Source organism: Clostridium malenominatum (genome assembly GCF_039521365.1).
GTDB classification, from domain to species: domain Bacteria; phylum Bacillota; class Clostridia; order Clostridiales; family Clostridiaceae; genus Clostridium_AW; species Clostridium_AW malenominatum.
This window is the reverse complement of sequence record NZ_BAAACF010000001.1, coordinates 1,339,169-1,365,123: the sequence shown is the minus strand read 5'-3', so window position 1 is coordinate 1,365,123 and position 25,955 is coordinate 1,339,169. Positions and strand designations below refer to the sequence as shown.

Here is a 25,955-nt window from a genome sequence, read left to right as displayed (position 1 = left end):
TTTATCACCTGTCTATTCCGAATAATTAAATCTATATCCTACTCCCCTTATGGTTTCAATATGTTTAGGACTTTTGTCATCTTCTTCTATCTTCTGCCTTAAATGCCTAATGTGCACATCGACAGTTCTAGTTTCCCCAATGTACTCGTATCCCCATATTTTGTCTAGTAAAAAATCTCTTGTTAAAACTCTCCCTTTATTCTTAATAAAAGTTTCAAGTAGTTCATATTCTTTTAAAGTTAAATCTATCTTTTCTCCTTCCTTTGAAACTTCATGTTTTTCAAAATCAATTTTTATGTTTCCAAAGATAAAATCATTATTCTCTATGGTAGAAACTCCCGTTCTTCTCAAAAGAGCTTTCACCCTAGCAACTAATTCTCTAACTGAAAAAGGCTTAGTAATATAATCATCAGCCCCTAATTCTAATCCAAGTACTTTATCTAATTCCTCACCTTTAGCCGTTATCATTATAATCGGGGTGGTAGATATGGCATTATTCATTCTTATTCCCTTGCAAACATCATATCCATCCATACCTGGCAACATAACATCTAAAAGAACTAAATTAGGCCTTTCATTTTTAACAATTTCAAAAGCATCCTTACCATTATCTGAACATATTACATTGTAGCCTAAGTTCTCTAAGTTAAATTTCAAAAGCTCCCTAATATTTTCCTCATCATCAACAATTAAAATTTTTTCATCAGTCATAATAACCCTCCAACATTTTACCTATATTATAGCATTATTTTAAGCAAATTTAATTTTGACTCCATACATTTAACATGCCTTAATATAGTTTTAACATTAAAAATGGTTTTATGTCTACCATAAAACCATTTAACAAACTACTTATTTGAAATTAATCTTTTAATCTCATCTATAAAAGTATTAACATCTGTAAATTGTCTGTATACAGATGCAAATCTAACATAGGCTACCTCATCTATTTTTTTTAAGTTATCCATAATAATTTCACCTATGTATTCAGATTTAACCTCTGTTATCATTTGATTGTTTATATGTTTTTCTACTTCATCAGCTATGTTTTCAATTTGGCTTCTAGACACTGGCCTTTTTTCACAAGCTTTAATAACTCCATTTATGATTTTACTTCTGTCAAAATATTCCCTGCTCATGTTCTTTTTAATAACCAATACGGGTATATTTTCTACCTGTTCATAAGTGGTGTATCTTTTACTGCATTTTAAACATTCTCTTCTTCTCCTTATTGATTCATTTTCCTCTGTTGCCCTTGAATCTACAACTTTACTTTCATTATACCCACAAAATGGACATTTCATATATCTTCTCCCGCCTTTTTCTAAAGTAATGTATTATAACCCTATTATAATATAACTCTACTATGGTTTGCCAATAAAATATTCTTCACCCTCTACTAATATTACATCTACCCCTATTTTCCTTATTTTATCCCAGGGAATTTCTATGTCCGTATTCTTTCCAAACCAGGATATCTTTTGGGATGGAATTATTATTGAAACTACTTTGCTATTTTCTATATCTATTTTAAAATCCCTCATATATCCTAATTTAGTACCAGAATTAATATCTATTATTTCCATAGTTCTTAAGTTGTTAATAGAATGATAAGTTAATTCCATTTTTTCTTCCCCCTTTTATTCTCTATTACATATTATGATTCACATCTTTATAATATAATAAAAAAAGAACTTTACTTAGTAAAATTCTTTTTTATTAATCCTATTTTAAACGTATTTTTTCATATGTTTTAAAGCTGTTTTTTCTAACCTAGATACTTGAGCTTGTGATATTCCTATTTCGTCTGCGACCTCCATTTGTGTTCTACCATCAAAAAATCTTAATGTCAGTATTAGTTTTTCTCTATCGTTTAATTTTTTCATAGCTTCTTTGATGGATATATTTTCAAGCCAGCTATCATCTACATTTTTGCTATCGCTAATTTGATCCATTACATAAATGGCATCGCCGCCATCATTATAAATGGGTTCAAATAAAGATACTGGATCTTGTATTGCATCTAAAGCAAATACTACTTCTTCTCTTGGTATGTTTAGCTCCTTGGCAATTTCTGACACCGTTGGTTCTTTATTATTCTCAGCAATTAACCTATCTCTTACTTGTAGAGCTTTATAGGCAATATCTCTAAGGGACCTGCTAACTCTTATTGAATTATTATCCCTTAAATATCTTCTTATTTCACCTATAATCATAGGCACTGCATAAGTTGAAAACTTTACATTCTGACTTAAATCAAAGTTATCAATGGCTTTTATGAGACCTATGCAGCCTACCTGGAATAAATCATCAACATTTTCACCTCTGTTATTAAACCTTTGGATTACACTTAACACTAATCTTAAGTTACTCCTAATGAATGTCTCCCTGGCTTCATCATCTCCTGCTTGCATTTGTTTTAATAATTTTACCATTTCCTTTTCCTTTAAGACAGGTAGTTTTGATGTATTTACTCCACAAATTTCAACTTTGTTTATCATCATATGTAATCAGCCCCTTCTATATTGTTGCATTTTAATTATTTCCTCAGAAGCTGATTTTTATACAAATATGTTTTTTATAACATTTTATTTATTTCTTTTTTAAGTCTTTTAATTATTCTTTTTTCTAGTCTAGAAATGTAAGATTGTGATATTCCAAGCATATCCGCTACTTCTTTTTGAGTTTTTTCTATTTTCCCTCCTAAACCAAATCTTAAATTCACAATTTCTTTTTCTCTGTTTGTAAGTTTTCCCATGGCTATGAAAAGTAATTGTTTGTCTACTTCGTCTTCTATTAAATTATACACTACATCATTTTCAGTTCCTAGAATATCAGATAGCAATAGTTCATTTCCATCCCAATCCACATTCAAGGGCTCATAAAATGATATTTCAGCTTTTACTTTACTGTTGCGTCTTAAATACATTAAAATCTCATTTTCTATACATCTAGATGCATATGTAGCAAGCTTTATTTTCTTTTCTGGATCAAAGGTATTTACTGCCTTTATTAAACCAATAGTGCCTACAGACACTAAGTCTTCCACATTTACTCCCGTATTTTCAAATTTTCTAGCAATATAAACTACTAATCTTAAATTTCTTTCTATCAATATAGATCTTACACTTTCATCTCCAAAGGTTAATCTTTGAACTAAATTTTCTTCCTCTTCCTTTGTAAGAGGTGGTGGGAGAGCGTCATTCCCCCCAATATAATATACCTTTCTTGCAAATATCTTAAGCTTACTTATTATATTGTTTAGAAGTAATTTTATGTTTATCATGTTCTAACCTCCCTATAATATTCCCCTAGATAATAAACCTTGGTAATCTCCAACCTGACTTAATTTATTATTACAAAAGGCTATTAATGCTTCTTTTTCTTCCCCTACATCATCTTTATAAACCATTATTTTCTCAGGTTTAATTGCTGCCATTCTTCCATATTGACCATTTATCACGCTATAAGGTATATAATAATATTTGTAATTTTTAATGTCTTCTTTACTAAATAAATCTTCTTCTACAATAATTACCGGTAAATTTGTTACAGGCTCTACCAACTCATTTCCCGTATCTAAAAAAGCTTTTATTTTTTTTACAGAACCATCTAATACTATTTCTACTCCATAAATATAGTTATTTAAGGCTTTTCTATCTTTTACAAATATTATTAATCTACTCAATACTATGTATATTATCATTATAGCTATCATTAGTTTTTTGTAAGAGAAATTCAAAATTATTCCCCTATCTAAAGCTCCTCCATTTTTATTAAACTCTGTAAATACACATAGCCCAGCCAATAACATAGAATATAAAATAAAAATAGCAGTACCTTTGATGTTAAACAGTATGTCCTTCTTTTGAAAGGAAATTAATATCATTATAAATGCTATAATAATTTTTATTGGTAAACTGTTAAGTAAATACAAACTTTCAAACAGCATTGTAATTACGTACAGAGCTCCTACCATTGCACTTATAACTGTGTTTAATTTTTTAATCTTAATTTTTAATGTATCCGCTGTTAAAATAATTAAAAAGGTGTTTACTATAAAATTTTCTAATATTAATACATCTAAAAAAATAACCATAGCCCCTCACCTCTTATAGATTATTATATAACTTACCATTTCAAAATTTTGTCATAATTTATTTATTATTCCTATTTTTTTTATTTATATTCTGCCAATATAAATAAAAAAATCTGACCATTTTATTATTTGGTCAGATTTTTTATAAAATTACTTAATTATCTTCTTTGTCTACGTAGAAATGTAGGTATTTCTATATCATCTTCGTTATAATTGTCTAAATTTGCTTCCACAGTAGCAGCTGCTTCTAAACCAGCCTTCGCTGTATTAATTTTTGCATTCACTACATGGGAATTTTTATCCTTTACTGCTCCTTTTTCCTGTTCAAATCCTGTAGCTATTACAGTAATTCTTATTTCATCTTTTAAAGTTTCATCAATTACGGCTCCAAATATAATATTTGCATCTGGATCCGCAGCTTGTTGTACTATTTCAGCAGCTTCGTTTATTTCTAATAATCCTAAATCAGAACCACCAGTAATGTTTAACAATACTCCTGTGGCACCGACTATAGATGTTTCTAAAAGCGGACTAGATATGGCTTGTTTAGCAGCTTCTTGCGCTCTGTTATCTCCAGAGGCTTGTCCAACACCCATGTGTGCTAGTCCTTTATCAATCATAATAGTTCTTACATCAGCAAAGTCAAGATTAACTAAACCAGGTATAGTTATTAAGTCTGATATACCTTGTACCCCTTGTTTTAATACATCATCTGCGAATCTAAAAGAGTCCACTAAAGTAGTTTTTTTGTCAACTATATTAAGTAGTCTTTCATTAGGAATAGTTACTAAAGTATCTACACTGTCTCTTAAATTTTTTACTCCCATTTCGGCATGAAGCATTCTCTTTCTTCCTTCAAATGGGAAAGGTTTAGTTACAACCCCAACGGTAAGTATACCCATGGATTTTGCGATGCTGGCGATTACAGGAGCTGCTCCTGTTCCAGTACCTCCACCCATTCCAGCGGTTATAAAAACCATGTCTGCTCCTTTTATAGCTTGAGAAATTTCTTCTTTACTTTCTTCAGCGGCTTTATGTCCAATTTCTGGATTAGCACCTGCTCCTAGTCCCTTAGTTAATTTATCTCCAATTTGAATTTTTTGAGAAGCATGGGATAACATTAATGCTTGCTTATCTGTATTAACCGCTATAAATTCTACATTCTTTAATCCTTCTTTGATCATTCTATTTACAGCGTTGTTTCCTCCACCACCACATCCAATTACTTTTATTTGCGCAAATTGTTTTACATCTACATCAAAATCTAGCACAATAATACCTCCTTATTTATATTAAAAAAAGTCTGTGAAAAATCCTTTTATTTTAGAAAAAAAGCCATCTCCTCTATCTTCTTCATAATCATCTTTTTCATCATCCCAGATTGATTTTGCATCATTTCTTTTACGTTCTTTTGTTACTTTTTCTTCTTTAAACACAATTTTACCTGAACTAATAATATCTTTTACAACACCTACTGCAGATGAGTGCATGGTGTTTTCTGCACCAATATATTCTGAAACTCCAATTCTTACTGGTTTTCCTAGTATTTCTTTGCACATATCAATGCTTCCTTTTGTTAATGCTATACCTCCTCCTACTACAACTATACCTGAAACTTCATCTAAGTAATTCAATGACTCTAACTTCTTTTTTATTATGTAAATTATTTCTTCGATTCTTGCAGCAATTATTTCATTTAGTAAACTATTTTTAACTTCTACCACATTGTCGAAATTAGCATTAATTTTTATTTTGAAGTCTTTATCATCTTGGGCTTTTAATAAATCTCCATATTTAATTTTTATTTTTTCTGACTCTGATTGAGGAAGCTTTAAACAAAGAGATATATCCTTTGTTATGGTGTTTCCTCCTAAGGCTATAGCATCATTAAAGATTAATTTATTATCTCTAAATAATACAACACTAGTGGTTTCAGCCCCAATGTCTAATAAGAGAGTACCCATTTTCATCTCTTCAGCTCTCAAAACTGCTAAGGCTACTGCCATTGGTTGAAATACTAACCCTTTTCCTTCTAGGCCAGCTTTATTAATACTTTTAAATAAATTACTTATTATAGTAGATTGACACATAATTATCTGTGCATCAACTTCTAGCCTAATTCCACACATACCTAATGGGTCTGTAATGTTATCATAACCATCAACTATAAATTGCTCAGGTACAACACCTATAATCTCTTTATCGGATGGAACTGAAATAATTTTAGCTGCTTTTAAAACTCTATCCACATCATTTTGTGTGATTTCTCTATCCCCTGCTGAAACAGCCACAACTCCTCTGTTAGAGGAAATATCGCAGATTTCTCCTGGAATAGAAACATAAACTTCTGTAATCTTAGAATCAATCATTCTTTCAAGTTGTTCTATAGTATTTTTAATTCCTTCAGCTGTGCTATCTATATCAACTACTATTCCTCTCTTTAAACCATTACAAGGAGTAGATGTAATACCAATAATTTGAATGTTTCCATTCTTATCCAACTTACCTGCTGCTGCACAAACTTTTGAAGATCCTATATCGATTCCTACTACATATTCATTCATATTTTCTACAACCTCCTTAAAGAGTACCGATAAATTATATATTCAACAAAAAGTAGTTTTTTCCTCTATAAATTAAAAATATTTTAACCTATTTTTCAACTCTATTAAAGTTTTTAAAAAGATTTTTTTGTCGGTTGATAACGAAAAAAGAAAGATTTTGAAATCTTTCTTTAATTAGCCTTTTCTAATTCATTAATGTGTACGTCTCTAGTATGTGGCGTATGACTCCATACCTTATCATTTTTTCTTAATATTCCTTGAATAGATATAGGCAACCAAGTTATTGCATATATAGGATAAATTATATAGTATAAAAATATTTTAGGACTTAGTTTTTTATCTAAGAATAATATAAACGGTGTATATATAAACTGCATAATAGTTAAAAGTATTCCTGATAATGCTACCAGTTTAAAGTTCATAGAATACATATTTATATAACTACCGAAATTTAACACCACATTAGCAGCCTTATCTAAATAGTTTAAGACAAAAAACTTATTTAAATAATTCAACGCAGAAAATATAGTGGAAAATCCAAATAATATTATCACTATTGGTTGAACGGTATATAGAGCACAATCTAATGCCCTTAAATCAAATTTTAATATAGCTCTCTTTAAAAGCTTTAAAAAATATCTATGAGCTACATCTGCAAAACCTTGCATCCATCTTCTTCTTTGTGCCCAAGACTGTTTTAATGTTAAAGGTTTTTCGTCATATATTATGGCATCATGTGCCCACCCTACTCTATGGCCATTTAACACTAACTTACAAGTAAACTCTAAATCTTCTGTAAGACAGGTAGCACCCCATCCTAATTTCTTCAATATTTCTATATCTATACAAAACCCAGTGCCTCCTAGTTGATTTGATAGTCCTAAATTGCTTCTTGAAAGTTGAAACATTCTATTTGATGTCCAAAATGCTATGGAGTAACTACCGGTTATCCAGGTATCTACAGGATTCTTACTATCTAAGTATCCTTGCACTACTTTATACCCTTTACACATTTTGTTATTTATTTCTTTTAAAAAGTTTTTATGCACCAAGTTGTCCGCATCAAATATAGCTATGGCGTCGTATTTTTTTTCCATTTTAAATAATTTATCAAACATCCATTCTAATGCATACCCCTTGCCCTTTTTGTGAACGTTATGTCTTTCCAGCACAATTGCACCATTTTCTCTGCCTTTCCAAGCTGTCTTATCAGTACAATTATCTGCTATAACATATATATCATAGAGCTCCTCTGGGTAATCCAAATTATGTAGACTTTGAACAATATTCCCTATTACTACTTCTTCGTTATGTGCAGCTACCACCAACGCAAAACTCTTTTTAGGCGGAAGTGCTTCTTTATCTTTTTTTCTCCATATTCCAAAAAAAGATATAACTAAGTAATACATAGAAATTATATATACTGCAATGGTTACTGTTTTTGATACTTCGAGAATAAAACTGTTTATAATGTCCATTTAATGTCCCCCCTAATTCACAGATATTTTAGCACAAATAAATCTTAATTACTATAGAATTATATTAATTGTTTACAATTAATTAATTAAATATTGATATGAATACTAAATGAAAGGATATCTTAGAAACATTCAATAAATTAGTACTCATTTAAATAAATAAAAAATAGATATGATTAAAGGTTAATTATTCAATAATGGCAACTTTGAATTTATTCATTATATATGATATCATAATATCAAAGAATCCTTAAGCAAAAAGCGCCATCAAAGGGGGCTAACCTTATGAATTACTTTAAATTCATATACTTTATCGATTTAAGAAAGCTACACAAAAAAGACGAATCATTTTGGTAAATCCTTCATATTTCTTTAAATTCAGAAATTAGGAGGAGTAATTATGATTAAAAATAGTAGTAAAAGCATTAAATTGTTGAATAACAAAAATTTAAAGGGATTAAAGACATACTTATATATTAAAAAGCTAAACAAGCTATATAATCAAATTTGTTTAAAAATGTACGATTACAGTGTGTTTTAGGTAGCTGAAATAATAAAAGAGATGGTAAACCATCTCTTTTATTATTAATTATAAATTAATTAATTTAAGTATCATTTCCTTATCAATAGAATATGCAATAGCCTCTTCCTGTTTTATAAGCCCTTTTCTAGCAATCTCAGCTAGAGCCATATCCATTGTTTTCATTCCATATTTACTTCCCGTTTGTATAGCAGACTCTATCTGATGAGTCTTTCCTTCTCTTATTAAATTTTGTATTCCATGAGTTGAAACCATAGTTTCTAAAGCGGCTATTCTACCATTGCCATCAGCTCTAGGAATTAGCTGTTGTGAAACAACCCCCTGCAACACCGCTGAAAGTTGTATTTTTATTTGTTGCTGTTGATATGGAGGAAACACATCTATAATTCTGTCTATGGTCTTTGCTGCTCCAATAGTATGCAATGTAGATAGAACTAAATGCCCTGTTTCTGCTGCTGTTAAGGCTATAGAAATAGTTTCTAAATCTCTCATTTCTCCTACTAATATAACATCTGGGTCTTCTCTTAGAACAGCTTTTAAAGCACTAGCATAGCTCTTAGTATCTTTCCCTATTTCTCTTTGATTTATAATAGATTTATTATGCTTATGTAAATATTCTAATGGATCTTCTAGTGTAACTATATGAGCTGCTCTAGTACTATTAATTTCATTAATCATAGCAGCTAAAGTGGTACTTTTACCACTTCCTGTAGGCCCAGTAACCAAAACTAGTCCCCTTTGTTTGCTAGTTAATTCACTTACAACTGGTGGTAGATTTAATTCAGATAATGTAGGAATTTTTACGCCAACTACTCTTAATGCAGCGGCATCACTTCCTCTTTGCTTAAAAACATTTACTCTAAATCTTCCAAGACCTGACAAAGAAAAGGATGTATCTATTTCTCCCTTCTCACAGTATTCCTCATATAAATCACCTAAAATCTCTCTTACATAACCCTCAGCATGGACTTGAGTTAGCTTTTCTTCTCCAATAGTTCTTAATACTCCATTTACTCTAATAACCGGTGATACTCCAACTGTTAAGTGTAAATCCGACGCTTTTTCTTTTATTGTAATTTCTAATAATTCATTTAAAGACATCACGTTTATTCTCTCCTCTCTAAACAATGTTGTTTCCAAATTTCTATAGCTTTGTACGCTTGGAGTTTTAGCATAAGTTCTCCGTTTAAAATTCTTGCCCCTAAAGCTTCACCTTCTAACAAGAACTTTGTCTTTAAAGGAGAGTAATTTAAATCATATAGTATTAAATCTTTATTTACATTCTCCAACTTTATAGGAGAAACACCTTTATAATTTTCTCCTCCTAAAGGAGTACAATTAATTATAATATTATATTGACTAAAATCCACTTCCTCTTCTAAACCAAAAAAATTATTAATAGAATTAAATTCTTCCTTGGCCTTGACAGGATTTCTGCTTATCATATGAATAGTATTAATCTCCATTTCCCAAAGGGCTTCATTAACACACATAGCAGTCCCACCATTGCCAACTATGAGAGCTTTTTTACCCTGCAAATTTACATCGTTTAATCTCAAGCTCTCTATAAATCCATAATAATCTGTATTATACCCTATTAACCCAGATTCAGTTAAAACTACTGTATTAACTGCCCCAATTTTATCTGCAGGATAAACCACATCTTCTAAGTATTTCATTATTACCTTTTTATAAGGTATAGTAACATTAAACCCTATAATATTATTATTTTTAACATTATTTATAAAATTTAATATTTCCTTTTCTTCTATATCAAATAATTCATAAAAAAACGGTATATTATTTTCTTCATAATAGTTATTGTGTATTTTCGGGGACTTAGAATACCCAATATTTTTTCCTAATAACCCAGTATATTTCATTATTTTCTCCTAATTTGTATATCATTCATATATTACATAAGCTTTCCATTTTAATTGTATAATAAAATTCTCAAAAATGCTAGTATAATATCGCCCTTAGATTTTATTATTTAACTCTTTATAAAGCTTCTTTAACGCTCTTTTTTCAATCCTAGAAACGTAGGATCTTGATATGCCAAGTATCACTGCTATTTCTCTTTGAGTCTTTGGATTTCCATCCACAAGGCCATATCTCATTTCTATAACAGCTCTTTCTCTTTCTAATAAGGAATTACATATTTTATTATAGAGCTTTTTAACCTGTATTTTATGCTCTACCATTTCTAATATTGAATCTTCTTCGTAACTTAGCACGTCCATTAAAGATATTTCATTCCCCTCTTTGTCCACTCCTATAGAGTCTTGAAGATATACCTCTCCTTTTGTCTTTTTATTATTTCTAATTAACATCAATATTTCATTTTCAATACATTTAGCAGCATAAGTAGCAAGTTTGGTTCCTTTATTAGTATTAAAAGAATCAATGGCTTTGATTAAACCTACAGTTCCAATAGATATCAAGTCATCCATATCTTTACCAGGATAAGAGTATTTTTTTACTATATGGGCTACTAATCTCAAGTTTCTTTCTATTAAAATATTTTTAGCTTTAATGTCTCCTTCTTCTTTTAGCTTATTCAAATAAAATTCTTCTTCTTTTTCATCCAAAGGTTGAGGAAAAGAATTCCTTCCTGTTACATAGGCCGTTAGTAAAATACTATCACTTAATAAATTGAGTAGATTATTAATAAATAACACTTTTGTTCCCCCAAATAGTGCTTATTATTATAATATTCACAGTTTTTGAAAATAGTTCCTGTTTTGTTACAAATTTTATCTTAGATTGAAAGAGTTTTTATTCACTGTAAATTTCATACTTATCTATGAATTCCCTTTTAACTTTAATAATTACTTCATATTTTCCAACTATTTGACATAATTTTATTTTAGCCATATCTTTTATTACACAGTAACCTTTTAATCGACTATTCATATTATATACTATAGCAAGCTAGTCTTGTAAATTTAACTGGGGAGGAATTTACTATGTCAGAACAAAAAAAATGCCATAATAATGACAATGATGCAGCTGATACTCAAACCCACGTACACGAATATGAAGGTAGCACTAGAATTGCTCTAAGAAATTCAGACCCGCACAACCATCGTTTTGCTGGAATTACTAGTGAAGTTATTCCTATGGGAAACAGCCACGTTCACCAACTTCTCGGAAACACAGATTTTTACGAAGACCATCATCATGAATTAGGAACTACAACAGGAATCGCAGTACCTGTTGGGGGAGGTAGACACGTACACTTTGCTCCTGGCCCAAATGCTCCTAACACAACTACTGCAGATGGTGATCCTCTTCATGTGCATGAATTTATATTCGCTACACTAATTAACGATCCTATTGGTGATTAATATATTATGCTAGGCCGTCTTAATTGGCGGCCTTAAAATCTCCCTTTTTTATCTTTACAATATCCCCAAATATAGGTGCTGCGGTACTTCCTCCGCTTTCACTATCTTTATTAATATTCTTTACAAATACTACCGCTGTATAATACTTATCCTCTTTATTAAAATATCCAATGAACCATCCATCTGAGAACTTCTCTCCATTTTCCATTCTTTCTGTAGAACCTGTTTTCCCTCCAACTTCTGCCCCTTCTACTTTAGCTCTTATTCCCGTTCCTTCATTTACAACTTTTTTCATGACCTTTTTGATCTTTTCGCTAGTTTCCTCTGAAATAACTCTCTCGCTATTTGTTTTGTATTCCTCTATGACTTTACCATCCTTGTCAATCATCGCCATTACTAGCTGAGGCCTTATGTAAATTCCTTCATTTATTATAGTATTTACTATTCCAACCGCCTGCAAGGGAGTAATTCTTATGTTTTGCCCTATAGCAGTAATACCCAGGCTTCCATCTTCAACCTTTAATTCTTTGCTTTCCAAAGCACCCTTTTGCTCTTTTTCAAATCCCAATACTTTTGAAAAGATATTTTGTCCTTTTAATAATTCCATTAATTTATCTTCACCTAATCTATTTCCCAGTTGTGAATATATATCGTTGCAGGAAACCACATAGGCTTCTTCTACAGTTAACTCTCCATGTCCAATTTTATCTTTATCCTTTTTACTTTCATATAACCCCTCACAGGTTAATTTTTCTCCTAAAGATACCTTTCCTTCTTCCAAAACCCCTTCTAAAATTATTGTTTTAAAAATAGATCCTGGGAAAAATCCATTTAATGTTTCTGCTCCTATATTTACATTAGGTAGCTTATCATTTTTTTGAACCATTGCTTCAATTTTTCCTGTTTTACTTTCCAGAACAATTACCCCAATTTGTTCGTAATCTTTGTATTTGTCATTTAAAATTTCTTTTATTTCATCTTGAAAATTTCTATCTACAGTAAGGAGAATATTTCTATTCAATTTCTCCTCATTATTTTCCTTCACTGTAATATCTCCATCCATATCTAATACAAATTCTCTATAAGGTCTTTTATTATCTTTTACCTTCTCCTGTATTTGCATTTCTAAGGAATTAGAATTCTTTAAAGAGTTATCCATAAGATTTCTTGTACTAGATAATATATTTTCAATTTTCCATCCTTCGCTTCTATCGATTTCCTCATAAGAATAAACATAAAAACCCTTTACATCTTTTATTCTTTTAAGCTTTTCATAAGTTTCTTTATCTACTGGGAAGTATAACTTTTGGGATTCACCACTGAGCTGCCCCTCTGACAAGTCATACTCTTCATCATAATTTTTAAGTATATAAATTAGCTTTAATACTTCTTCTCTCTCAACTTCTGTATTATTTCTTATAAAAATATTAGGAAGTATTACTGCATTATATTTAGTTACATATTCTAATAAATCTTTTCTTGTAGAATCTAATAATTTATAACCAAGTTCTGATACCCATTCCTTTTGAGTATATTGAGAATCTGCAATAACGCTTAATTCATCAGATTTATTATATTGTAGCTTTACAATATTTACATATACATATATAAAACAAATTAAAAATGATAAAAATAGCCAGGATAATCTATCTCTTCTCATAAAAAAATACCTCTCTTTCAACTATGATTATAGCCAAAGAAAGGTATTATATTCCTATATTTTATTTACCATCTTGCAATAATTGCTTAATATTACCTACTATCACATCTATAGCAACTTTATTATGTCCACCTTCTGGTATAATTATATCCGCATATCTTTTGCTTGGGTCTACAAATTGCATATGCATAGGTCTTACCACCTCAAGATATTGAGTAATAACAGAATCAACCGTTCTTCCTCTTTCCTTCATATCTCTAAGTAACCTTCTAATTATCCTTACATCTGCGTCAGTGTCCACAAATATTTTAATATCTAACATGTTCCTTAAAGCCATGTCCTCTAGCACTAAAATACCTTCAACAATTACAATATCCTTTGGATATACCTTAATGGTTTCAGCTCTTCTATTATGCTTCTCAAAATCATAAATAGGCTTATTAATAACCTCACCTTTAAGTAATAAGTTTAAATGCTCTACCAATAACTCATTATCAAAAGCATCTGGATGATCATAGTTTGTTGTTATTCTTTCTTCAAAAGTGAGATGGCTTTGATCTTTATAATAGCTATCTTGCTCTATCATAGCTATACATTTTTCACTAAAATTTTTGTATATCTCTTTTGCTATTGTACTTTTACCAGAACCCGTACCACCTGTAATACCTATTAAAACTGGCTTTCTCATATTGTACACTTTCTCCCCCTAGAATTTAACTATTTATCCTTATTTCTTTGAAGCTGCCTTAATTAACATGTAGTTTTCTTCAACTTCTTCATTTACTTTTGCCCGATATATCATTTGAGCTACAGGAGTAGCATTTATTTTATTTCCATCTTCATCTCTTAAGTTTTCCAACTTTATATTGTAGTTTTTCCCTATTGGTCTCAAGACCTCTACAATATCTCCTTCAAATATTTTATTTCTTTGTTCTATTATAGCTTCTCCTGAGGATTTATCATATCCTCTTACAATACCCACTATATCATAATCTCTAATGTAAGATGAATTTTCATAAATTATATTATTTTTGTCCCCAAAATAAAATCCAGTATAATATTCTCTATGGCTAGTTTTTAAAAGGTTATCCATCCACTCTTCTTTAAAGCTATATCCCTTAGGATTTTCAAAATAGCTGTCAAGAGCTTCTCTATAGGATTTTACCACAGAAGCTGCATAGTATGAACTCTTCATTCTTCCTTCAATCTTAAAGGAATCTATCCCCGAATCTACAAGCTCTGGAATATGCTCTATCATGCACATATCTTTAGAATTAAATAAATATGTTCCTCTATCATCTTCAACTATAGGAAAATATTGACCTGGTCTTTTTTCCTCTACAACAGAGTACTTATATCTGCAAGGCTGAGCACATTGCCCTCTATTAGCATCCCTTCCAGTCATATAGTTAGATATTACACATCTACCTGAATAGGACATGCACATAGAACCATGAACAAAGGCCTCAAGTTCACAATCACTAGGCAGTTTAGCTCTTATTTCTTTTATTTCTTCTATAGAAAGTTCCCTCGCTAAAACAATTCTCTTAACTCCTTGTTTATGCCAAAATAATGCTGACTTCCAATTAACATTGTTTGCTTGGGTGCTTAGATGTATTTCTAAATCTGGAGCAACTTCTCTTGCCGTCATAATTATTCCAGGGTCGGACACTATTATAGCATCTACATTTAAATTATATAATTGTAATATATAATAATCTAAACCATCCAAATCTTCATTACGTGGGAAAACATTAACTGTAACATATACCTTTTTCCCTCTACTATGAGCAAATTCTATACCTTCTTTTAACTCTTCGTCGGAAAAATTATCTGCAAAGGCTCTTAAATTTAATTTACTCCCGCCTAAATATACAGCATCAGCACCAAATAAAATAGCTGTTTTCAGTTTTTCTAGATTCCCTGCAGGCGCTAATATTTCTGGCTTATTCATCTTCATTCCTCCTTTTTATAACTGCTATACCATCCCCCATAGGAATTATTGAAGTCAGAAACTCCCTCTCAGAAACTTCCTCTAAAAATTTTCTCATTCTTTTTACTATAGTAATCTTCCTTCTTTTTACTAGATCGTTTGTGGCTATCATTCCTCTAAATAAAACATTATCTGCTACTATAACTCCCTCTTTTTTTAACATTCTTAAACAATGAGGGAAAAAATGATTGTAATGACCTTTACCTGCATCCATAAATATAAAATCAAACTCGCCCTCAAGTTTTTCTAAGACTTCTAAGCAATCTCCTTCAATTATATGAATATTCTTACTGTATCCATATTTTTTAATATTTTCTTTTGCTAGTTTTATCATATTTTCATCTCTATCAATGGTAACTATTTCGCACTCACCTTGACAAGCCATAGCCATCATAATAGAAGAATACCCAATAGCTGTACCCAGTTCTAGTATTTTTTTTGGTTTTTTTAAGCTTAACATAACTTCTAAAAACCTTCCCACTTCTTTTTGAATTATAGGAACATTATTTTCTCTAGCATATTCTTCTAGTTCAATTAGTGGGTTTCTATCCTCTTTTATAAGCCCTCTTAAATATTCTTCCATATAGTCATAAGTAATACCGCTCATATTCTCCTCCTGATGCTTCTTTAGTTTCCTTGTGTTTTTGCTTTAACCTTTAAAAATTCATTATAATCATGGGTAAAAAAATGTGTTCCATCATTATAGGATACGAAAAATAAATAATTTGTATCCTCTGGATTCAATGCAGCTTCTATGGATGCCATACCAGGACTTGCAATTGGTCCTGGTGGAAATCCATCGATTATATATGTGTTATATGGTGAATCAACCTTTAAATCCCTATCGTATAATTTATCCCTATGCTCACCTAAAGCATATAAAACTGTAGCACAGGATTGCATCCTCATACCCTTTTTCATTCTATTATAGAATACAGACGCTACTTTTCCTCTTTCGCTAGAAGCTTCTGCTTCTTTTTCTACCATTGAGGCCACTGTTATTATTGTATCTACTTTATCATTATCTATTTTATACTTTTCTCTTAGTTCATTTAATGCCCCATTAAATCTATTAAACATTATATTGATTATATCTTCTGCCTTCATTTCCTTCGCAAGCATATAAGTATCGGGAAACAAATATCCCTCTAAAGCATATTTTCTATTTCCCTTTTCTTTTATATACTCTGGAACAACATATTGCTTTACTCCACTTATGAACTCTTCTTTACTTATTACGTTCTTATTCTCAAGAGTTTGTGCAATTTTTTCAATATCATATCCTTCTGGTATAGTAATTTTAATTAAATCTTTATTATAAAGGCCTTCATTCAAATCTGTTAAAAATACATTTAAATTTACATCAGATTTAATAATATAATTCCCTGGTTTTATATTTGTCTGAAGATTATTCTTTTTTATATAAGCCTTTATTATAAGCAAACTTCTTATCTTATTCTCTTCTTTTAAGTTGTCTAATACCTTATATAAGCTATCTCCTGGATTAACCACCACTCGAACTTCCTCTATATCCTTTTTAAAAGGATGCTTGCTTACTGAGTAATAATAAAAATATGATGAAATACCTAAAGCAATAATAATAATCAATATAACTTTAATTGAACCGTCCTTTCTCATATTCCCCTCATCCCTTATTTTCTCTTATTAGCTCTTTTCCTCATCTCACTATTAAGAATTTTTTTTCTCATTCTTATACTCTTTGGAGTTACTTCAACAAGTTCATCCATAGTTACAAATTCTAGACAATTTTCTAAGGACATTGGGCTTACAGGAGTTAATTTCAATGCATCATCAGCACCTGAAGATCTCATATTTGATAAATGTTTCTTTTTGCAAACATTAACTTCTATATCTTCTCCTCTAGAACATTCCCCAACTATCATACCTTCATAAACATCTGTACCTGGTTCAACAAATAGAATACCTCTTTCTTGAGCATTATAAAGACCATAAGCAACTGCAGTTCCTGCTTCAAAGGCTACTAAGGACCCTCTACTTCTTTCTGGTATATCCCCTTTATATGGCTCAAATCCACTTAATATGTGGTTCATTATACCATTTCCTTTAGTATCGGTCATAAATTCTCCTCTAAAGCCTATAAGCCCTCTAGCTGGCACTTTAAATTCAAGTCTTGTATATCCATTTAATGCTGAAGTCATATTTACCATTTCAGCTTTTCTAGGTCCTAGCTTTTCAATTACCGCTCCCATAAACTCTTCTGGTACATCTATAGTTAAGTATTCCATTGGCTCATGTTTAACGCCGTCAACGTCTTTATAAATTACCATTGGCTTTGAAACCTGAAATTCATAGCCTTCTCTTCTCATAGTTTCGATTAATACTGAAAGATGTAGCTCTCCTCTTCCGCTGACTTTAAAGGAATCCGCTGACTCAGTTTCTTCCACCTTTAAACTTACATTTGTTTCAACTTCCTTAAGAAGTCTATCTCTTACGTGTCTTGAAGTAACATAGTCACCTTCTTTACCTGCAAAAGGTGAGTCATTAACTATAAAGTACATGCTTAATGTAGGTTCATCAATTTCAATGAAAGGTAAAGCTTCTGGTGTTTCCTTATCAGCTAAGGTTTCACCAATATTAATATCTGAGATACCTGAAACTGCAACTATATCACCTAATTTTGCTTCTTCAGTTTCTTCTCTTTTAAGTCCATTATATACATAAACATTACTTACCTTGACATTACTAATTTTACCGTCTTTTCTAATTAACGCTACCTGCTGATTTTTCTTAACAGAACCTCTTTCTATTTTACCAATGGCAATTCTTCCAACATATTCATTTGAATCTATTGTGGAAATAAGCATTTGTAGCGGAGCGTCTAACTCTCCTTGTGGGGCTTTTACATTATTAATTATAACATCAAATAATGGATCCATGTTAGAGCTTTCTTGATCTAGTTCTGCCTTTGCTATTCCTTTTTTTGCTGAACAATAGGCTACTGGGAAATCTAATTGTTCATCTGAAGCTCCTAGCTCTACGAATAAGTCAAAGACCTCATCTAAAACTTCCGCCGCTCTTTCGTCTGGTCTATCAATTTTGTTTATTACAACAATAGGTCTTAAATCTAATTCTAATGCTTTTTTTAGTACGAACTTTGTCTGTGGCATAGGTCCTTCATAGGAGTCTACAACCAAAAGAACGCTATCTACCATCTTTAGTACTCTCTCTACTTCCCCACCAAAATCAGCATGGCCTGGAGTATCTATTATATTAATTTTTACTCCATTATGCATAACAGAGGTGTTTTTAGAAAGTATAGTAATACCTCTTTCTTTTTCTAAGTCATTAGAGTCCATTATTCTCTCTTCTACTTTTTCATTTTCTCTAAAAATATGGCTGTTTTTTAATAAAGCATCTACCAGTGTTGTCTTGCCATGATCAACGTGGGCAATTATCGCTATATTTCTTATATCTTCTCTAGTGTATATATTCATATTTGTTCCTCCAATTTTTTATATAAAATTTCTCAAAAAAATTGGATACCTAAGTAGTATCCAATTGAATTTTGTCGTTAATATTTATTCTAATATTTAAAACAATAAAAGTCAACTTTTCACAATTATTTACCTATTCCAAAAGTTAAATCTACATCAATTGCGTCATTCATTATTTTCATAATATCTTCCCATATTACTCCAAACCTTGCTTCTGCCTGTATATAAGCGCCAACGTCAGAGTTCATTGATATTATTGCTCCTAAATTATTTAACTTATTTTCTGTTTCTGAGGATAGTTTCCCATTTTTAACTTGCTCCGAATAGGCTTCATATTGAAGCTTTCTAAAATCACTTAACATTTTTTTATTAGTTTCATTTGCTTCAATTTTTTTACCTGAATTTTTTAATTCAATTACTTCAGGACAAGTTTTTAATACTTTCGCAAATTCATGAGCTTTGTCGTAAATATTCATAGCATCCTCTCCTTTATTTAAATTAAATAATTAAATTTCCATTATAATAGGTAGAATCATTGGTCTTCTCTTAGTTTTTTCATATAAGAATACTCTAAGTGCTTCTTTTATATTAGATTTAATACTTGCCCATTCAGTTATGTGTTTCTCTTCACATTCCCTAAGAGCATTTTTAACTATATTCCTAGCTTGTTCCATTAAATCTTCTGATTCTCTAACATATACAAATCCTCTTGATATAATATCTGGACCTGCAATTACGGAACCTGATTGTTTTTCAATAGTAACAACTACAGTTAATATTCCATCTTGGGATAAATGCTTTCTATCTCTAAGAACTATGTTACCTACATCTCCAACTCCTAGTCCATCAACAAACACATGACCAGACGGAACAGTTCCATTTTTTCTTATGGAATCTTTAGTAACTTCAATTACATCTCCGACTTCAGCAATTATTCCATTGTTTGGATTAAGGCCTAACCTTTGAGCTAGCTCTATATGTTGTTTCAAATGCCTGTATTCTCCATGTACAGGTATAAAAAACTTAGGTTTAACCAAAGTGTGCATGAGTTTTAGCTCTTCTTGACACGCATGCCCAGATACATGGACATCTGCCAAAGATTCATATATAACTTCTGCACCTTTTTTAAACAATTGATTAATCACCCTAGATACTAGCTTTTCATTGCCTGGAATAGGAGTAGCTGAAATAATTACCATATCTCCTGGTACTATATTCACCTTCCTATGTTCTGAAGCAGCCATTCTGGACAATGCTGACATTGGCTCCCCCTGGCTTCCTGTAGTGATGATAACCACTTTATCATTAGGGTACTTGTTAATCATGTCAATATTGATAATTACTTCACTTGCCTCATCAATATATCCTAATTCTTTTGCCACCTCAACAATATTTTCCATGCTTCTTCCTGAGAAAGCAACTTTTCTACCATATTTATTTGCGGCACTAATCACTTGTTGAATTCTATGTATATGTGACGCAAAGGTAGCTACTATTATTCTCCCTTTGGCTGTAGCAAATATATTTTCGAAAGCCTCTCCTACAGTGCTTTCGGACATGGTATACCCCGGTCTTTCAACATTTGTACTATCAGCCATCATTAAGATTACACCCTTTTTCCCAAGCTCAGCAAATCTAGCTAAATCCGCTACACATCCATCAATAGGGGTATAATCGATTTTAAAGTCTCCAGTATGTAGTATTACTCCTACTGGAGTGTGAATAGCTATTGCTACTGAATCTGCTATACTATGACTAGTTCTAATAAATTCAATTGCAATATCCTCTAATTTTATAATATCTTTTGGTTTTATGCAGTTAAGTTTAACAATACTTAACAAGTTATGCTCTTTTAACTTTGTTTCTAACATACCTAAGGTTAGTCTTGTTCCATAAACAGGAACATTTAATTCTTTGAGTACGTAAGGAAGTGCCCCTATATGGTCTTCATGTCCATGGGTTAAAAATATTCCTTTTACTTTTTCTTTGTTTCTTAAGAGATAGCTTATGTCTGGTATTACTAAGTCTATACCAAGCATTTCTTCATCTGGAAACTTCAATCCGCAGTCTATAAGAATTATATCATTTTTATATTCTATGACTGTGAGATTTTTTCCTATTTCGTTTACTCCACCTAGTGGAATAATTTTTACTTTATCTTTTTCCTTCCTCATTTTCCCCCTCCTTTATTTTTTTATTCATTTTCTATTCAGAGCACTCACTGCATAAACCATAGAATTTTAAACTATGATCTTTAATTTGGAATCTATATTTAAACTCTATATTGTTTTCTAAACTCTCTAAAAGGTCGCCTTCAACTTCAATTACCTTACCACAATTTGTGCATATAAGGTGATGATGATGATGACTTTCGTCTTCATTAACCAATTCATATCTACTACAACCATCATTTAAATCTAATTTAGTAATTATCCCCATCTCTTCTAACAATAATACTGTTCTATAAACAGTAGCCAATCCAATCTCAGGACATTCTTTTTTAACTAAATTATATAACTCTTCCGTTGTTAAATGATTTCCTTGGTTTTTTAATATCATATCAACAATTGCTCTTCTTTGAGGTGTCAACTTATAACCTTTTTCTTTTAATATATTTTTTAATTTATCAATTTGATCATAAGAAGTATCCGCCATATAAGTACCTCACTTTTTAAATATATATTATAGCTTATTATAACTGTTAATTATAACGAATGTCAATTGATAATCAATTAATCATGGATTTTAAATAATAAAGCTATGTGTATTCATCACATAGCTTTATTATTTAATTTAAATTATTTAATTTAAATCATCCTCTTCATCTGAAAACAATGTTTCATATGCTTCAGCTACTAATGCAAATTCTTCTTCATCATCAATGGTTATTAATACTTCATTACCATCTTCATCTGTTTCTACTTTTAAAGCTATTGCTTCATCTGTTTCTTCACCCATAGGCACTACGATTACATATTCATTTTGTTCAATATCAAGCTTTGTTAGGACTTCAAACTCTATTTCCTCTCCATTTTCATCTGTTAAAACTATTGTACTTACATCATTTTCCATAAAATCCACCTCTAAATTAATTATTTATTTATATATGCTGTCTAAATATCCTTGTAATATATAGGTTGCAGCAATTTTATCAACTATTTTTTTTCTCTTTTCTCTAGATAAGTCAGCCTCTAGCATAAGTCTATGTGCCGCAACAGTGGTTAGTCTCTCATCCCACATTATTATTTCTATTCCAAGGTTTGTTTCTAAAGCTTCACAAACCGACTTTACTTTTTCACTTTGAGGGCCTAAAGTACCATTCATATTTTTAGGTAATCCAGCTACTATTTTTTCCACTCCGTATTCAAAGCATATATTCTTTATTTCCTCTATATCTCTTTCTATGCCCTTTCTTTTAACCGTTGTGATACCTTGAGCAGTAAGTCCTAGAGGATCGCTAATTGCAACTCCTATAGTTCTATCACCTATATCAAGACCTAGTATTCTCATATTTTTCTCCTTTATTATGTGCATTTTAAAAGTAAAAATGCCACTTAGGGCATTTTTACTAAATATTTAAGTAGCTTTTTAATACCTCTTCTAAAATCTCATCTCGTTCTAGCTTTCTAACTAAAGCTCTGGCTCCATTATAATTAGTTATATAGGTTGGGTCTCCAGATATTAAATATCCTACCATTTGATTTACTGGATTATATCCCTTTTCCTTTAATGAAGCATATACTTCTGTTAGTATTTGCTTAGTCAAATCTTTTTTATTTTTCATTACATCAAATTGTATAGTATGATCATTTCCCATTATATCTTCACCTCTCTTACTACATGTAAGGAATGATTGATTAAATATATTATATAGCATAAATGTAAAATTGTATACTATTTTGATAAATTAGCTAATAATTCTTCTCCTTTAGCTATAGCTTCCTCCATTTTCTCTGGTAACTTACCACCTGCTTGAGCCATATCTGGTCTTCCACCGCCGCTGCCACCAGCAACAGTTGCAACTTCTTTTATTATTTTTCCGCAGTGTACTCCCTTAGCTATTGCTCCCTTTGATGCCATGGCTAAGAATTGAACTTTACCTTCATTTAAACTTCCCAGTAGTACCACTCCATCTACAAGTTTATCTCTTAATTTATCTCCTAAATCTCTTAAAGCATCTCCATCAATATCTTCTACTACTCCTGATATAAATTTTACACCATTAATTTCTTTAATGTTGTTTAATAATGCTTCCTCAGACCCACTAGCTAATTCTTTCTTTAGCTCACTTATTTCTTTATCTTTAATCTTCATTTCAGAAATTTGAGCATTTACTTTATTTAGTATATCCTTTTCTCCACATTTTAGTACATGAGATAAATTTTTTATTACATTTTCTTTTTCTTCCATATAAGCTATTGCATTCATTCCTGTTAACGCTTCAATTCTTCTAACCCCTGCAGCAACACCTGCTTCAGAAATTATTTTAAATACTCCAATTTCTCCAGTATTACCTACGTGAGTTCCTCCACAAAGCTCCTTGCTAAAATCTCCTGCTGAAACCACTCTTACATTTGCTTTATATTTATCATCGAATAAAGCTACTGCTCCCTTTTCTTTAGCCTCTTCTATAGTCATTACATCTGTTATCACAGGAAGTACGCTCATAATTTTATAGTTTACTAACTTTTCTATGGATTTTATCTCTTCCTCAGTTAAAGCTGTAAAATGATTAAAGTCAAATCTTAATCTTTCTTCATCTACATAAGAACCTGACTGCTGAACGTGATTTCCTAAAATTTCTTTAAGAGCTGTATGAAGCATATGAGTTGCAGTATGATTTTTTCTTATACTGTCTCTTCTTAAACCATCAACTACTAATTTTACTTCTTCACCTTTTTCAATTTTTCCTTCAATCACTTTAACAAAATGAAGAGTTTTTCCAGCTAAATTATTTTTACAATCTAATACTTCAGCCTTTCCTTCTTTTCCAATTATAAAGCCAACATCTCCAATTTGTCCGCCCATTTCTGCATAGAATGGAGTCTTTTCTGTAACTAGAACCCCTTCTTCACCTTCCATAATAGCAGTGGAGAATCCTTCATTTACAACTATAGTAGCTACCTTTGATTCCACTTCCACCTTATCATAACCAACAAATTCAGTTTCTATTTCATTAGGAAGCTTATTTAATATGGTATCTTCTGATCCCATATAGTTTGACTCTTCTCTTGCTGCTCTAGCTCTTTCTCTTTGCTCCTTCATTTCCTTGTTAAAGCCTTCTATATCTAGTTTTATTCCCTTTTCTTCTAATATTTCTTCTGTTAATTCTAATGGGAATCCATAGGTGTCATAGAGCTTAAATGCTTTTTCTCCAGATAATGTATTTTTATTTTCTTTTATTAACTCATCTATATAGTCATTTAATATTTGTATTCCGCCATCGATGGTTTCACTAAATCTTTCTTCTTCTAGTTTTATTACCTTTTTAATATACTCTTCTTTTTCTTTAAGTTCAGGGTATGCTCCACAGGAATTTGAAATAACAACGTCACAAATTTTATTAAGGAAAATATTGTTTATTCCTAGTAATCTTCCATGTCTTGCAGCTCTTCTAAGAAGTCTTCTTAAAACATATCCTCTTCCCTCATTAGATGGTAATATGCCATCTCCAATCATGAAGGTAACACTTCTTATATGGTCTGTTATAACTCTTAAAGATATGTCATTATTTCTGTCTTTTCCATATTCTACACCTGAAACTTTGCTTACTTCTTCTAATATAGCTTTTATTGTATCAACTTCAAAAATGCTGTTTGTTCCTTGCATTATAGTAGCTATTCTTTCAAGACCCATTCCAGTGTCTATGTTGGGACTTGCTAATTTATTGTAATTGCCAAATTCATCCTTATCAAATTGAGTAAATACTAAATTCCAGAACTCAACTACTCTGTCCTCGTCTCCAGCCTTAACAAATTCTTCAGCGGTAAGAATTTTTCCCTCTCCTCTATCGAAATGAATCTCAGAGCAAGGTCCACATGGTCCTTGACCTATTTCCCAGAAGTTATCCTTCTTTCCTAGTCTAAAAATTCTAGTTGGATCAATATCCGTGCTCTTAGTCCAAATATCGAAAGCCTCATCATCATCTAAATATATAGTTACATATAATCTATCCTTTGGTAATTCTAAAGTTTTTGTTACAAATTCCCATGCCCATGGAATTACTTCTTCTTTAAAATAATCTCCAAAGGAAAAGTTTCCAAGCATTTCAAAGAATGTACCGTGTCTTGATGTCTTTCCTACATTTTCAATATCCCCAGTTCTTATACATTTTTGACAAGTAGCCATTCTTCTATTTGGCGGAGTTTGAACTCCTGTAAAATATGGCTTTAAGGGAGCCATACCAGCGTTTATTAATAATAAACTATTATCATTTTTCGGTACTAAAGGAAAACTAGGTAATGTTAAATGTTCTTTTCCTCTAAAAAATTCTAAATAAGCTTCTCTTAGTTCATTTAAACCCATCTTTTTCATATATATCTCCTCCATATCAATATTAACAATTTTTAATTTTGAAAACAAAAAAAGCCTTCAGTCCACAAGGGACGAAAGCTTATCCGCGGTACCACCCTAATTATATAAGCAAATACTATGCCTATATCTCTTAAAATTTACGGCTCTAAAACAGCCTTCAATATGTCTAATAAGAAGTTTTCACCAAGCCACTTCCTCTCTATATAATAGAACATATTTACTCCTTTTTATCATAGCCAAAATATTCATTTTGATAACGA

Annotated in this window: 28 protein-coding genes and 1 other annotated feature; of the genes, 2 read left to right on the top strand and 26 right to left on the bottom strand. The window is 31.0% G+C overall.

Annotated features, from left to right (window positions below):
* Nucleotides 1–12: 12 nt before the first annotated feature.
* The 9 genes from ABDZ69_RS06880 to ABDZ69_RS06840 all read right to left on the bottom strand — a co-directional run bounded on the left by ABDZ69_RS06880 (nucleotide 13) and on the right by ABDZ69_RS06840 (nucleotide 8,141).
* A complete protein-coding gene (locus ABDZ69_RS06880; RefSeq protein ID WP_343768080.1) occupies nucleotides 13–711 on the bottom strand; it encodes a response regulator transcription factor in 699 nt (232 codons plus the stop codon).
* Nucleotides 712–848: 137 nt separating this feature from the next.
* Complete coding sequence (nrdR, locus tag ABDZ69_RS06875) at nucleotides 849–1,304, bottom strand: transcriptional regulator NrdR (RefSeq protein WP_343768078.1); 456 nt, start codon at nucleotides 1,302–1,304, stop codon at nucleotides 849–851.
* 60 nt (nucleotides 1,305–1,364) lie between these two features.
* Complete coding sequence (locus tag ABDZ69_RS06870; RefSeq protein ID WP_343768076.1) at nucleotides 1,365–1,625, bottom strand: YlmC/YmxH family sporulation protein; 261 nt, start codon at nucleotides 1,623–1,625, stop codon at nucleotides 1,365–1,367.
* A gap of 105 nt (nucleotides 1,626–1,730) precedes the next feature.
* The gene (gene sigG, locus ABDZ69_RS06865; RefSeq protein ID WP_343768075.1) at nucleotides 1,731–2,504 is read right to left on the bottom strand and encodes an RNA polymerase sporulation sigma factor SigG; all 774 of its coding nucleotides are present in this window, start codon (nucleotides 2,502–2,504) and stop codon (nucleotides 1,731–1,733) included.
* 74 nt (nucleotides 2,505–2,578) lie between these two features.
* A complete protein-coding gene (gene sigE / locus ABDZ69_RS06860; RefSeq protein WP_343768073.1) occupies nucleotides 2,579–3,286 on the bottom strand; it encodes an RNA polymerase sporulation sigma factor SigE in 708 nt (235 codons plus the stop codon).
* Between the two features lie 12 nt (nucleotides 3,287–3,298).
* Entirely contained in the window at nucleotides 3,299–4,099 is an 801-nt protein-coding gene (gene spoIIGA / locus ABDZ69_RS06855; RefSeq protein ID WP_343768070.1) for a sigma-E processing peptidase SpoIIGA, read from the bottom strand.
* Between the two features lie 158 nt (nucleotides 4,100–4,257).
* Nucleotides 4,258–5,370 carry a cell division protein FtsZ gene (ftsZ, locus tag ABDZ69_RS06850; RefSeq protein ID WP_343768067.1) on the bottom strand — a complete coding sequence of 371 codons (1,113 nt, stop codon included), beginning with the start codon at nucleotides 5,368–5,370 and terminating at the stop codon, nucleotides 4,258–4,260.
* Between the two features lie 21 nt (nucleotides 5,371–5,391).
* A complete protein-coding gene (ftsA, locus tag ABDZ69_RS06845) occupies nucleotides 5,392–6,663 on the bottom strand; it encodes a cell division protein FtsA (RefSeq protein WP_343768064.1) in 1,272 nt (423 codons plus the stop codon).
* A 170-nt stretch (nucleotides 6,664–6,833) separates the two neighbouring features.
* Nucleotides 6,834–8,141 (bottom strand): glycosyltransferase family 2 protein, encoded by a 1,308-nt coding sequence (locus ABDZ69_RS06840; RefSeq protein ID WP_343768062.1) that lies wholly within the window; start codon nucleotides 8,139–8,141, stop codon nucleotides 6,834–6,836.
* 400 nt (nucleotides 8,142–8,541) lie between these two features.
* On the opposite strand from ABDZ69_RS06840, the gene ABDZ69_RS06835 reads away from it, so the two are divergent.
* Nucleotides 8,542–8,682 carry a hypothetical protein gene (locus ABDZ69_RS06835; protein ID WP_343768060.1) on the top strand — a complete coding sequence of 47 codons (141 nt, stop codon included), beginning with the start codon at nucleotides 8,542–8,544 and terminating at the stop codon, nucleotides 8,680–8,682.
* 48 nt (nucleotides 8,683–8,730) lie between these two features.
* On the opposite strand, the gene ABDZ69_RS06830 is transcribed toward ABDZ69_RS06835, so the two are convergent.
* The 4 genes from ABDZ69_RS06830 to ABDZ69_RS06815 form a co-directional block, all read right to left on the bottom strand.
* Entirely contained in the window at nucleotides 8,731–9,786 is a 1,056-nt protein-coding gene (locus tag ABDZ69_RS06830; protein WP_343768059.1) for a type IV pilus twitching motility protein PilT, read from the bottom strand.
* A gap of 2 nt (nucleotides 9,787–9,788) precedes the next feature.
* On the bottom strand, nucleotides 9,789–10,565 hold the full coding sequence (locus tag ABDZ69_RS06825; protein WP_343768056.1) for a shikimate dehydrogenase family protein: 777 nt from the start codon (nucleotides 10,563–10,565) through the stop codon (nucleotides 9,789–9,791).
* A gap of 96 nt (nucleotides 10,566–10,661) precedes the next feature.
* Nucleotides 10,662–11,363 (bottom strand): RNA polymerase sporulation sigma factor SigK, encoded by a 702-nt coding sequence (sigK, locus tag ABDZ69_RS06820; protein ID WP_343768055.1) that lies wholly within the window; start codon nucleotides 11,361–11,363, stop codon nucleotides 10,662–10,664.
* Nucleotides 11,364–11,460: 97 nt separating this feature from the next.
* Nucleotides 11,461–11,598 (bottom strand): hypothetical protein, encoded by a 138-nt coding sequence (locus ABDZ69_RS06815; RefSeq protein WP_343768053.1) that lies wholly within the window; start codon nucleotides 11,596–11,598, stop codon nucleotides 11,461–11,463.
* A gap of 53 nt (nucleotides 11,599–11,651) precedes the next feature.
* Between ABDZ69_RS06815 and ABDZ69_RS06810 the strand changes: the two genes are divergently transcribed.
* The gene (locus tag ABDZ69_RS06810) at nucleotides 11,652–12,032 is read left to right on the top strand and encodes a YmaF family protein (protein ID WP_343768050.1); all 381 of its coding nucleotides are present in this window, start codon (nucleotides 11,652–11,654) and stop codon (nucleotides 12,030–12,032) included.
* 19 nt (nucleotides 12,033–12,051) lie between these two features.
* On the opposite strand, the gene ABDZ69_RS06805 is transcribed toward ABDZ69_RS06810, so the two are convergent.
* The 13 genes from ABDZ69_RS06805 to alaS all read right to left on the bottom strand — a co-directional run bounded on the left by ABDZ69_RS06805 (nucleotide 12,052) and on the right by alaS (nucleotide 25,695).
* Nucleotides 12,052–13,692, bottom strand: coding sequence for a penicillin-binding transpeptidase domain-containing protein (locus ABDZ69_RS06805; protein WP_343768048.1), 1,641 nt, complete (start codon nucleotides 13,690–13,692; stop codon nucleotides 12,052–12,054).
* Between the two features lie 61 nt (nucleotides 13,693–13,753).
* Entirely contained in the window at nucleotides 13,754–14,380 is a 627-nt protein-coding gene (gene udk / locus ABDZ69_RS06800) for a uridine kinase (RefSeq protein WP_343768045.1), read from the bottom strand.
* A 39-nt stretch (nucleotides 14,381–14,419) separates the two neighbouring features.
* Nucleotides 14,420–15,646 (bottom strand): peptidase U32 family protein, encoded by a 1,227-nt coding sequence (locus tag ABDZ69_RS06795; protein ID WP_343768042.1) that lies wholly within the window; start codon nucleotides 15,644–15,646, stop codon nucleotides 14,420–14,422.
* Entirely contained in the window at nucleotides 15,639–16,292 is a 654-nt protein-coding gene (locus ABDZ69_RS06790; protein ID WP_343768041.1) for an O-methyltransferase, read from the bottom strand. Before ABDZ69_RS06790 ends, ABDZ69_RS06795 begins: the two co-directional genes overlap by 8 nt.
* 20 nt (nucleotides 16,293–16,312) lie before the next feature.
* A complete protein-coding gene (gene mltG / locus ABDZ69_RS06785) occupies nucleotides 16,313–17,323 on the bottom strand; it encodes an endolytic transglycosylase MltG (RefSeq protein ID WP_343768039.1) in 1,011 nt (336 codons plus the stop codon).
* Between the two features lie 14 nt (nucleotides 17,324–17,337).
* A complete protein-coding gene (gene typA / locus ABDZ69_RS06780) occupies nucleotides 17,338–19,161 on the bottom strand; it encodes a translational GTPase TypA (RefSeq protein WP_343768038.1) in 1,824 nt (607 codons plus the stop codon).
* 125 nt (nucleotides 19,162–19,286) lie between these two features.
* Entirely contained in the window at nucleotides 19,287–19,637 is a 351-nt protein-coding gene (locus tag ABDZ69_RS06775; RefSeq protein ID WP_343768037.1) for a YlbF/YmcA family competence regulator, read from the bottom strand.
* A gap of 30 nt (nucleotides 19,638–19,667) precedes the next feature.
* The gene (locus ABDZ69_RS06770; protein WP_343768035.1) at nucleotides 19,668–21,335 is read right to left on the bottom strand and encodes a ribonuclease J; all 1,668 of its coding nucleotides are present in this window, start codon (nucleotides 21,333–21,335) and stop codon (nucleotides 19,668–19,670) included.
* A 31-nt stretch (nucleotides 21,336–21,366) separates the two neighbouring features.
* Entirely contained in the window at nucleotides 21,367–21,816 is a 450-nt protein-coding gene (locus ABDZ69_RS06765; RefSeq protein WP_343768033.1) for a Fur family transcriptional regulator, read from the bottom strand.
* Between the two features lie 147 nt (nucleotides 21,817–21,963).
* Entirely contained in the window at nucleotides 21,964–22,233 is a 270-nt protein-coding gene (locus tag ABDZ69_RS06760) for a DUF1292 domain-containing protein (RefSeq protein WP_343768031.1), read from the bottom strand.
* Between the two features lie 24 nt (nucleotides 22,234–22,257).
* On the bottom strand, nucleotides 22,258–22,671 hold the full coding sequence (ruvX, locus tag ABDZ69_RS06755; protein ID WP_343768029.1) for a Holliday junction resolvase RuvX: 414 nt from the start codon (nucleotides 22,669–22,671) through the stop codon (nucleotides 22,258–22,260).
* Nucleotides 22,672–22,729: 58 nt separating this feature from the next.
* Nucleotides 22,730–22,978 (bottom strand): IreB family regulatory phosphoprotein, encoded by a 249-nt coding sequence (locus tag ABDZ69_RS06750; RefSeq protein WP_343768027.1) that lies wholly within the window; start codon nucleotides 22,976–22,978, stop codon nucleotides 22,730–22,732.
* 77 nt (nucleotides 22,979–23,055) lie between these two features.
* The gene (gene alaS / locus ABDZ69_RS06745; RefSeq protein WP_343768025.1) at nucleotides 23,056–25,695 is read right to left on the bottom strand and encodes an alanine--tRNA ligase; all 2,640 of its coding nucleotides are present in this window, start codon (nucleotides 25,693–25,695) and stop codon (nucleotides 23,056–23,058) included.
* Nucleotides 25,696–25,759: 64 nt separating this feature from the next.
* Nucleotides 25,760–25,938 (bottom strand) — a binding site (T-box leader).
* Nucleotides 25,939–25,955: the final 17 nt, after the last annotated feature.

Coding starts and splice junctions, on each gene's coding strand:
- sigE (WP_343768073.1), bottom strand. CDS start 3,286: ATGATAAACATAAAATTACTTCTAAACAATATAATAAGTAAGCTTAAG.
- ABDZ69_RS06870 (WP_343768076.1), bottom strand. CDS start 1,625: ATGGAATTAACTTATCATTCTATTAACAACTTAAGAACTATGGAAATA.
- ABDZ69_RS06765 (WP_343768033.1), bottom strand. CDS start 21,816: ATGGCGGATACTTCTTATGATCAAATTGATAAATTAAAAAATATATTA.
- ABDZ69_RS06790 (WP_343768041.1), bottom strand. CDS start 16,292: ATGAGCGGTATTACTTATGACTATATGGAAGAATATTTAAGAGGGCTT.
- ABDZ69_RS06805 (WP_343768048.1), bottom strand. CDS start 13,692: ATGAGAAGAGATAGATTATCCTGGCTATTTTTATCATTTTTAATTTGT.
- nrdR (WP_343768078.1), bottom strand. CDS start 1,304: ATGAAATGTCCATTTTGTGGGTATAATGAAAGTAAAGTTGTAGATTCA.
- udk (WP_343768045.1), bottom strand. CDS start 14,380: ATGAGAAAGCCAGTTTTAATAGGTATTACAGGTGGTACGGGTTCTGGT.
- ftsA (WP_343768064.1), bottom strand. CDS start 6,663: ATGAATGAATATGTAGTAGGAATCGATATAGGATCTTCAAAAGTTTGT.
- ABDZ69_RS06840 (WP_343768062.1), bottom strand. CDS start 8,141: ATGGACATTATAAACAGTTTTATTCTCGAAGTATCAAAAACAGTAACC.
- ABDZ69_RS06835 (WP_343768060.1), top strand. CDS start 8,542: ATGATTAAAAATAGTAGTAAAAGCATTAAATTGTTGAATAACAAAAAT.
- ABDZ69_RS06815 (WP_343768053.1), bottom strand. CDS start 11,598: ATGAATAGTCGATTAAAAGGTTACTGTGTAATAAAAGATATGGCTAAA.
- sigG (WP_343768075.1), bottom strand. CDS start 2,504: ATGATGATAAACAAAGTTGAAATTTGTGGAGTAAATACATCAAAACTA.
- ruvX (WP_343768029.1), bottom strand. CDS start 22,671: ATGAGAATACTAGGTCTTGATATAGGTGATAGAACTATAGGAGTTGCA.
- typA (WP_343768038.1), bottom strand. CDS start 19,161: ATGAATATATACACTAGAGAAGATATAAGAAATATAGCGATAATTGCC.
- ABDZ69_RS06775 (WP_343768037.1), bottom strand. CDS start 19,637: ATGAATATTTACGACAAAGCTCATGAATTTGCGAAAGTATTAAAAACT.
- ABDZ69_RS06810 (WP_343768050.1), top strand. CDS start 11,652: ATGTCAGAACAAAAAAAATGCCATAATAATGACAATGATGCAGCTGAT.
- alaS (WP_343768025.1), bottom strand. CDS start 25,695: ATGAAAAAGATGGGTTTAAATGAACTAAGAGAAGCTTATTTAGAATTT.
- ABDZ69_RS06770 (WP_343768035.1), bottom strand. CDS start 21,335: ATGAGGAAGGAAAAAGATAAAGTAAAAATTATTCCACTAGGTGGAGTA.
- ABDZ69_RS06880 (WP_343768080.1), bottom strand. CDS start 711: ATGACTGATGAAAAAATTTTAATTGTTGATGATGAGGAAAATATTAGG.
- ABDZ69_RS06825 (WP_343768056.1), bottom strand. CDS start 10,565: ATGAAATATACTGGGTTATTAGGAAAAAATATTGGGTATTCTAAGTCC.
- spoIIGA (WP_343768070.1), bottom strand. CDS start 4,099: ATGGTTATTTTTTTAGATGTATTAATATTAGAAAATTTTATAGTAAAC.
- mltG (WP_343768039.1), bottom strand. CDS start 17,323: ATGAGAAAGGACGGTTCAATTAAAGTTATATTGATTATTATTATTGCT.
- ABDZ69_RS06795 (WP_343768042.1), bottom strand. CDS start 15,646: ATGAATAAGCCAGAAATATTAGCGCCTGCAGGGAATCTAGAAAAACTG.
- ABDZ69_RS06760 (WP_343768031.1), bottom strand. CDS start 22,233: ATGGAAAATGATGTAAGTACAATAGTTTTAACAGATGAAAATGGAGAG.
- ABDZ69_RS06750 (WP_343768027.1), bottom strand. CDS start 22,978: ATGGGAAATGATCATACTATACAATTTGATGTAATGAAAAATAAAAAA.